The 6,815-nt window shown below is 43.1% G+C and carries 6 protein-coding genes and 1 riboswitch; of the genes, 4 read left to right on the top strand and 2 right to left on the bottom strand.

Annotated features, from left to right (window positions below; genetic code table 11):
• Positions 1-452: 452 nt before the first annotated feature.
• Positions 453-1,028: a TetR/AcrR family transcriptional regulator gene (locus VN379_RS15320; protein ID WP_325535368.1), complete on the bottom strand. Its 576-nt coding sequence runs from the start codon at positions 1,026-1,028 to the stop codon at positions 453-455.
• Positions 1,029-1,033: 5 nt separating this feature from the next.
• Positions 1,034-1,306 (bottom strand): flavodoxin family protein, encoded by a 273-nt coding sequence (locus VN379_RS15325; RefSeq protein WP_325535378.1) that lies wholly within the window; start codon positions 1,304-1,306, stop codon positions 1,034-1,036.
• A gap of 329 nt (positions 1,307-1,635) precedes the next feature.
• A riboswitch (cyclic di-GMP riboswitch) is annotated at positions 1,636-1,722 on the top strand.
• A 99-nt stretch (positions 1,723-1,821) separates the two neighbouring features.
• Between VN379_RS15325 and VN379_RS15330 the strand changes: the two genes are divergently transcribed.
• The 4 genes from VN379_RS15330 to VN379_RS15345 all read left to right on the top strand — a co-directional run bounded on the left by VN379_RS15330 (position 1,822) and on the right by VN379_RS15345 (position 6,065).
• A complete protein-coding gene (locus VN379_RS15330; protein ID WP_325535370.1) occupies positions 1,822-2,829 on the top strand; it encodes a PilZ domain-containing protein in 1,008 nt (335 codons plus the stop codon).
• 59 nt (positions 2,830-2,888) lie between these two features.
• Positions 2,889-3,542, top strand: a complete 654-nt coding sequence (locus tag VN379_RS15335) for an RraA family protein (protein ID WP_325535372.1) — start codon at positions 2,889-2,891, stop codon at positions 3,540-3,542.
• A 72-nt stretch (positions 3,543-3,614) separates the two neighbouring features.
• Positions 3,615-4,073 carry a DUF441 domain-containing protein gene (locus VN379_RS15340; protein ID WP_325535374.1) on the top strand — a complete coding sequence of 153 codons (459 nt, stop codon included), beginning with the start codon at positions 3,615-3,617 and terminating at the stop codon, positions 4,071-4,073.
• Between the two features lie 51 nt (positions 4,074-4,124).
• The gene (locus VN379_RS15345) at positions 4,125-6,065 is read left to right on the top strand and encodes a methyl-accepting chemotaxis protein (RefSeq protein ID WP_325535376.1); all 1,941 of its coding nucleotides are present in this window, start codon (positions 4,125-4,127) and stop codon (positions 6,063-6,065) included.
• Positions 6,066-6,815: the final 750 nt, after the last annotated feature.

Below are 6,815 nucleotides of genomic sequence, written 5' to 3' on the forward strand. Positions count from 1 at the left end.
ACATTAATGGTATAATGAAAATGGAACTCTTTTTTTGAGTCTGTCCTAGTTTCTGACCTTTTTTTATGAGGGGGAAACTTGCTTTAATCATATCCGGAAGATCTTTTATAATATCAGAAATGGTTGTGAACATTTATAAAATGCGACAGGGACGGTTCTTGCTGTCGCGTTTATGATTAGCGACTAGCGGTTAGCCCTACACTTTACAAACGGGTAATTAGCTATATATAACCAGATTCGTATCCAACATATTTAAGGTTAAAAATGCGACAAGGAGAACGTCCTCTGTCGCATTACGCAATTTTATTATCATTTGCGAATCGTACTTGTACAAACCTAGCATCTCTGTCATATCAGTTCTAAACCTATTCGTACAATAATTGTACTTTTGGTACTGATAAAAGAAAAAAATCACATCGATTCGAGAAGAATTTTATTGGGCCTGATTTCGTTTAGGCTTCATCCGCAGTATTCGTCTTCATAATGCTCCGGCATAATACATCTGCAATTTTATGCATAGAATCAGTAAAAGATATAGAATTGTTTACGGAAAAGCTTTGATCCATCAATTCTTTCGTTGTAGCATCAAAAATTATTCTTAGTATTGTCAAATCAAGAGAATCAATAGCACGAAAATATCCAGCCTCAATACCTTGTGTTATTAAAGATTCAATAATTTCCCACTTTTCGTTCCGGGACTGCTGAATTTTATTCCATTCTTCCGGAAAATGGCGCTTTAAGTCAAACATGAAGCCCATACTTACATCCATGGGGGGATGGGCCAATAATACCGCCTTTAATTTCTCAGGAACATGCAACGTATTATTTTCAAGTATGTCCTGCCTCTGTTGGCGCAGGCTTGCCAAGGCCAGATCCACTATAGCTCCGATCACCTCTTCTTTCGATTTAAAATGTGCATACAAGGTGCTTTTGCTAATTGACAGGCGTTTTACGAGGTCACTCATTGTAAACTTTATACCAAATTTGTTTATATCTTCTATTGCCGCTGCGATAATTTGATTACGCAAACGGATCACCATCCTTTGTCAACCCGACAGTACCAAAAATGTATTTCCGTTACTATACTAAGCGATTTTTCCTTCCACGTCAACACAAGAATCAGCTTTTTTTTCGCATTTCCTTCTTTGAAATACGGAGAGAATCGTGGCGAGAATCGGGCAAACAACCTGTCGGTAACTATCTTCGCCTGGGCACTCATCTGCCCCATGTAAACCGGCGAGCCGAGAACAAGGGCATCGGCCTGCTCAAGCGCGTCATAAAGTTTCTGCATGTCGTCGTTGATAATACAGCCCCGATCGCCCTGTTTGCAGCCCTAACAACTCCGGCACGGTTTGATATCAAGATCCATCACCGTAGCGCGTAAGCGACTTCGAATCCACCGTGAACGTGTATTGGCTGCTAACCCCTGGATCGACATACTCTTCTACGATTTCCTTATGATACAGGTTGCAATTTGCCGGGCTCTCTTAGCGCAACAGCCGCTTATTTGCTTATATTAAGATTTGACAAGGTTTATTAACATCTATTAACATTTATAGAACGTTTATACAGATTTATGTTATTATCTTAGCGTATAGTGTACTAGCCAAATGTAAGGCCCTGGAATATAAAAAAATACATATTTAGCATACTTATCGAAAGGTAAGGACGCAAAGCCATGGATCTAAGGGCGAGGATGCCTATGACTGCCAGGTTGCCGTTTGGTTTAACCGCTAAACGCCTCATAAACCAGCTATGGGGCTGGTTTATTTGTTTGGCAAAACTTATTGGTAGTAAATGAAACGGAGTGTGATAAAAATTATGTCAAGAGCAGCGTTACGTATTTTTACGCAAATAAACCGCCCCTCCCGCGCTTTGCTTGATAGTTTTTCACGAATACCGACAGCCAATATAGCACACCACCTGCATCGCAGATCATGCATGAATAGCAAAATTCGCCCACTGAACGACATCCCGTTAGTTGGACCGGCTATTACCGTTACATCCCGCGCAGGTGGTACTCTCATGCTGCATAAGGCGCTTGATATTGCCCAACCTGGCGATATTATTGTGGTAGATGCCCAAGGTGACCTGACCTACTCCGTTATGGGAGAATTGATGGCTTTGTGGGCCAAGCAAAGAGGTATCGGCGGGTTCGTTATTGACGGTGCTATTCGCAATGCAGGAACACTAAAAAAGATGGATATGTCCATTTATGCGGCAGGAGCCAATCCGGCAGGGCCTTATACAGACGGCTCCGGCGAAATTAATATCCCCGTCACTTGTGGGGGAGTTGTTGTTTATCCCGGCGATATATTGGTCGGTGACGAAGATGGCATTGTCGTAATTAACCCGAAACATGCCCCCACTTTGTTAGAAAAATGCCTGGCAGAAACCCACGCAGTCATCAAAGCAACAGAAGAAATAGCTAATAAGCTCTGGGACCGCACATGGATTGATCAGGCGCTTAAACAACGGGACGTTATCATAGAGAATCGTAAATTCCCCCGGATCGATATCGAGGCGCCTGTGACGATTAAAGTGAACGGGTCGGATCAGCATCTACATGCCCTTGCGCTGAATATCAGCATGGATGGAATACTGCTGCAAATTAAAGAGCATTTTGATATCAATTTACCCATTCTGCTGTCTTTACCGAAGGAGTTAGGCAACCTGAAGGTCGCGGCCAGAGTCGCCTGGCAACAGGATGATCATATTGGCTGCAGGTTTGCGGATATGCCTGAGGAAGATGCACGGGCTATTTTTGATCTTATTTGGTATTTACATAGGAAAAATAATCCGGGGTTAAGCAGCCCCAATCCCTTATGACCAGCTAGGGAAGCGGTTTTATTTGTTGTCAAAACAGATTATGAAAGGAGTTTGGCGAGATGGAGTTGACCTCATTACAGAAAATAATACTGGAGTATATTGATTACAACCAGATGAGTACAACGGAAATAGCCGATGCTATGCATAAGACGGGAGAGTTGGATCCCAAATTGCAGGTTTTATTGCCTGGCAGCAGAGTAGCGGGGATCATTCACTATATTCCTGCGTTCAACGGTTCCAATTATCATGTACATAATTATATCCGCAATACCCCTAAAGACGCTGTAGTGTATATTGATGCAGTGAATTGCGACGGCAAAGCGATTATTGGTGATCTGATTGCAAAATATATTTTTTTCTATCGTCAGGCCCAAGGAATCGTGGTTAGCGGCTTGGTACGCGATGTTCAACAACTGATCAAAGAAAACTATCCCATGTGGACCTATGGCCGGTCGCCAATCGGTTGTATCAATACAGACACCGGCTTCGACGAGGCTTATTATAACAAACGTGAACAGGAGTTGAACGGTGGAATCATTATTGCTGATGATTCTGGTGTTATCGTAATCAAAAAAGACCAAATTACCCAACATATGCTGGAACGATTAGAGTTTCTTGGCAAACAGGAAGCTATCTGGTCTGATTGCATTAATCGGCTAAGATGGGATACTTTTGATACTATTTGTTTAAAAAAATACAATGAACTTAAATAATCTGGAATAGCCAACTGCAAACTAACAGCTGCTGCTACGAACCACTGAAAATCATGGCTAGGATGTGAACAAATGAATTGGGATAGCCTTCCTTTATTAATAATACTGGCGTTATCTATTATCGGCAATAACCATACTGTAGCTGTTGCTGCCTTGGTTCTGTTGCTCATTCCCAGAATAGGTCTGGAAACTTATCTCCCGTTTATAGACAGGCACGGTATAAATATCGGCATTGTCATTCTGACAATCGCCGTCCTGAGTCCGGTTGCCCAGGGTCAAATAGCTATGAACGACATGCTGGCTATCTTCAAATCTCCAGTTGGCCTTCTCGCAGTTGTGATTGGGATTTTCCTGGCCTGGGTTGCAGGTCAGGGGGTCATTTATATGAAGGAGTCACCGGAAACAGTATCGGCTCTGATTGTCGGCACTGTTATCGGTGTTTGTTTCTTTCGCGGGCTGCCTGTCGGACCGCTGATTGCCGGCGGTTTGGTGGCGCTGATAGTAAATGTATTGGGGTTATTCAAACGATGAACATGCACGAGTAACTTACATTCGTACATTTCGACAAGGAGCTAATGACTAATGAAAAAAAAGTTTTTTATTCTGTTGATCATTATTAGTTGTGTCCCATTGCTCGGAGCCTCTCTTTTTTCTTTTTCGTTGTCTAATAAATCCCTACAGGCTGACTTCTATTCACTTAGTGCCAGTGAGCTGGAAGTACTAAAGTCGGAAACCCGCGATTATGTCGATAAGCACCTGGAAGTACTTAGAGGGACCGCCCAGACCGCCCCGGTAAGAAATTACGATCTCCCGGCGGCAGGTCAACTGCTGGGTGACACACAGAGAGTATTTACCGCCCTGGCCATGACCGTTGATGACAATAAAGGTAATCAGCTGGTGAGAGGCGATACTGCCAAATTGGTAAAAGTTGCCGACCGGGCTTTTTATCAGGAAGCTGTCAAAGGAAAAGATGAAGTAGTTTCCGAAGTCCTGGTTAGTAAGACAGACGGCAAGCCGGTAGTTGCTATCGCCACGCCGATACGTTCGGCCGATGGAGCAGTGACCGGCGTTTTGCAAGCCTCCATCAATCTCTCGTTCCTCAAAGACTTCGTCGTTAAGCGGTCACAAAACGGAGTTACCGCCTACATCCTCGATCAGGATGGAAAAATTACCGTCCATCCCGATGAACAGGTTTCAAACGAGCGCAAGGATATGAGCAGCCTCCCCTTTGTTCAAAAAGCAATGCAAGGTCAAAGCGGCAGGGAAGAAATCATCGACGAGAATGGTGTCCGCAAACTGGTCAATTATGTGTATGATCCTAAAACACGCTGGATTATATGCATGGAAAAATCCTTCGACGAATTTAATGCTAAAAATGACCGGCTACTCCTGGCAAATCTCACTATACTGCTGATAACTATTTTAGTGGTAGGATTCATCAGTGTTTTTGTTTCCAATCGCATCACCAGGCCTATTATTCAATTGGTAGACGCCACTGAAGCTATGAAAACCGGTAATTTGAACATTGAAATAACCAACCAGCAAAATGATGAAATCGGCAAGTTGGCGCAGAACTTCAATGCAATGGTTGGCGGACTCAAGAGCTTGCTTAGACAGGTATTAGTCACGGCCGAGGCAGTTTCGTCGTCATCCGAGCAGCTTACAGCTTGCGCAGCCCACTCTGAAGTTACAGCAGGGCAAGTCGCCAATTCCATTGCGAGCATTACTGACTCCGTCAATGAACAAGTGGCTACTCTTGATACTACCGCCTCGCTTATAACCGAAATTGTTGAAAACATTCAACAAATTGCTGCCGATTCCACTGCAGTTGCTTCCGTATCGGAAAGGACCGCTCAATCGGCAATGGACAGTGGCAAATCCATTGAACAGGCAGTGTCTCAAATGCAAAACCTCGCAGCCAATGTCGACGAATCCTCTAAGCTTGTAACAAAGCTGGATGATCGTTCTAAGGAAATTGGTCAAATTCTTGATACTATTTCAGGAATTGCCAGTCAAACCAATTTATTGGCATTAAATGCGGCTATTGAGGCGGCTCGCGCTGGCGAACAAGGACGCGGTTTTGCGGTTGTAGCTGATGAAGTGCGCAAGCTGGCGGAGCAATCACAAATCGCCGCCAAACAAATTGGCGAGTTAATTATCGAAATACAGGCAGATACAGCTAACGCCGTTGCCGCAATGAGCAAAAGCAGCGATGTAGTCAAATTGGAAGTCGCTATGGTCAGCAGCGTCGGCGATACCTTCAATGAAATTATTGCCATGACCAACCAGGTATCGGGACAAATTCAAGGTATCACTGCCTCCATAGAAACCATTGCCACGAATAGCCAGAACGTCTTGACTGCAGTCCAAGATATCGAATCCATGAGCAAAAACACAGTAACGCAGACAACCCAGGTTTCAGTCGCCACCCAGGACCAGGTTACGGCTATCGAAGAGGTACAGCACGTACTGGTCAATACGGCTGATGCATTGCAAAACGCAGTTAAAAAGTTTTCGTTATAAGGGGAAGGATCTCCACACCAAAAACCCTGTTGCAATTCTATGAATAATTACCATTAAATACAAAAGTTCCTGCAAATTATTAAAACATTTTGCAGGAACTTTAAAATTCTCTATATTTCTACCTACATACAATCAATCCATTTTTCGCAGTTATCAGTGGTACAGATTAATATCCAATCCCTAAAAGCCGGTGCTTTCCCTTCTTTGAAAATTCGCATGGTGGAGGCGAGAAAATCGCCTGCAAAAAGCGTCTGTTACAAAGCCAAACAATTCGCAGCTCACAAAACTCCCTATATTTGCATAAATGTGGATTATTGGTGGAGGCGATCCGTGGTCTTGCAGATGCGCCCGGTTTCTCCATAGGTGCCTTTGAGATAGTTCTATTCGCTCTAATTTCTTTCAACAGTGAGCGTTCTTAAAACATCTAAAAATTCCTTATTGGTGTATTGCAGAAGTTCTGATCTTGTTGGGATGAAATGAGGGTAAATGTGGAATAAACGGGGTCAGGCTTGACTTATTAATAAATTGACTTATTTCGATTTAATTTTCTGCCTGTTAATCCTATTGCCAAATTCTTATAATATTGGCTGATCAATTCATAATATTTTGGCTAATTGCATTTTTGTTTTATATCCCTATTAATCGCTTCATAAGTAATCGTTTTCTGCTACTACAACTTGAAAAGGAATCCTCAGGGTAAGAAAAACCCCTTCCTGTATCGTACAGGGAGGCTTTTTTCTTTATATGGGC

This window comes from Sporomusa sp. (assembly GCF_035561255.1).
Classification (GTDB): domain Bacteria; phylum Bacillota; class Negativicutes; order Sporomusales; family Sporomusaceae; genus Sporomusa.

What these genes read in the sequence shown, in the direction of transcription:
- VN379_RS15330 (WP_325535370.1), top strand. Translation starts at nt 1,822, where the DNA reads ATGTCAAGAGCAGCGTTACGTATTTTTACGCAAATAAACCGCCCCTCC.
- VN379_RS15335 (WP_325535372.1), top strand. Translation starts at nt 2,889, where the DNA reads ATGGAGTTGACCTCATTACAGAAAATAATACTGGAGTATATTGATTAC.
- VN379_RS15340 (WP_325535374.1), top strand. Translation starts at nt 3,615, where the DNA reads ATGAATTGGGATAGCCTTCCTTTATTAATAATACTGGCGTTATCTATT.
- VN379_RS15345 (WP_325535376.1), top strand. Translation starts at nt 4,125, where the DNA reads ATGAAAAAAAAGTTTTTTATTCTGTTGATCATTATTAGTTGTGTCCCA.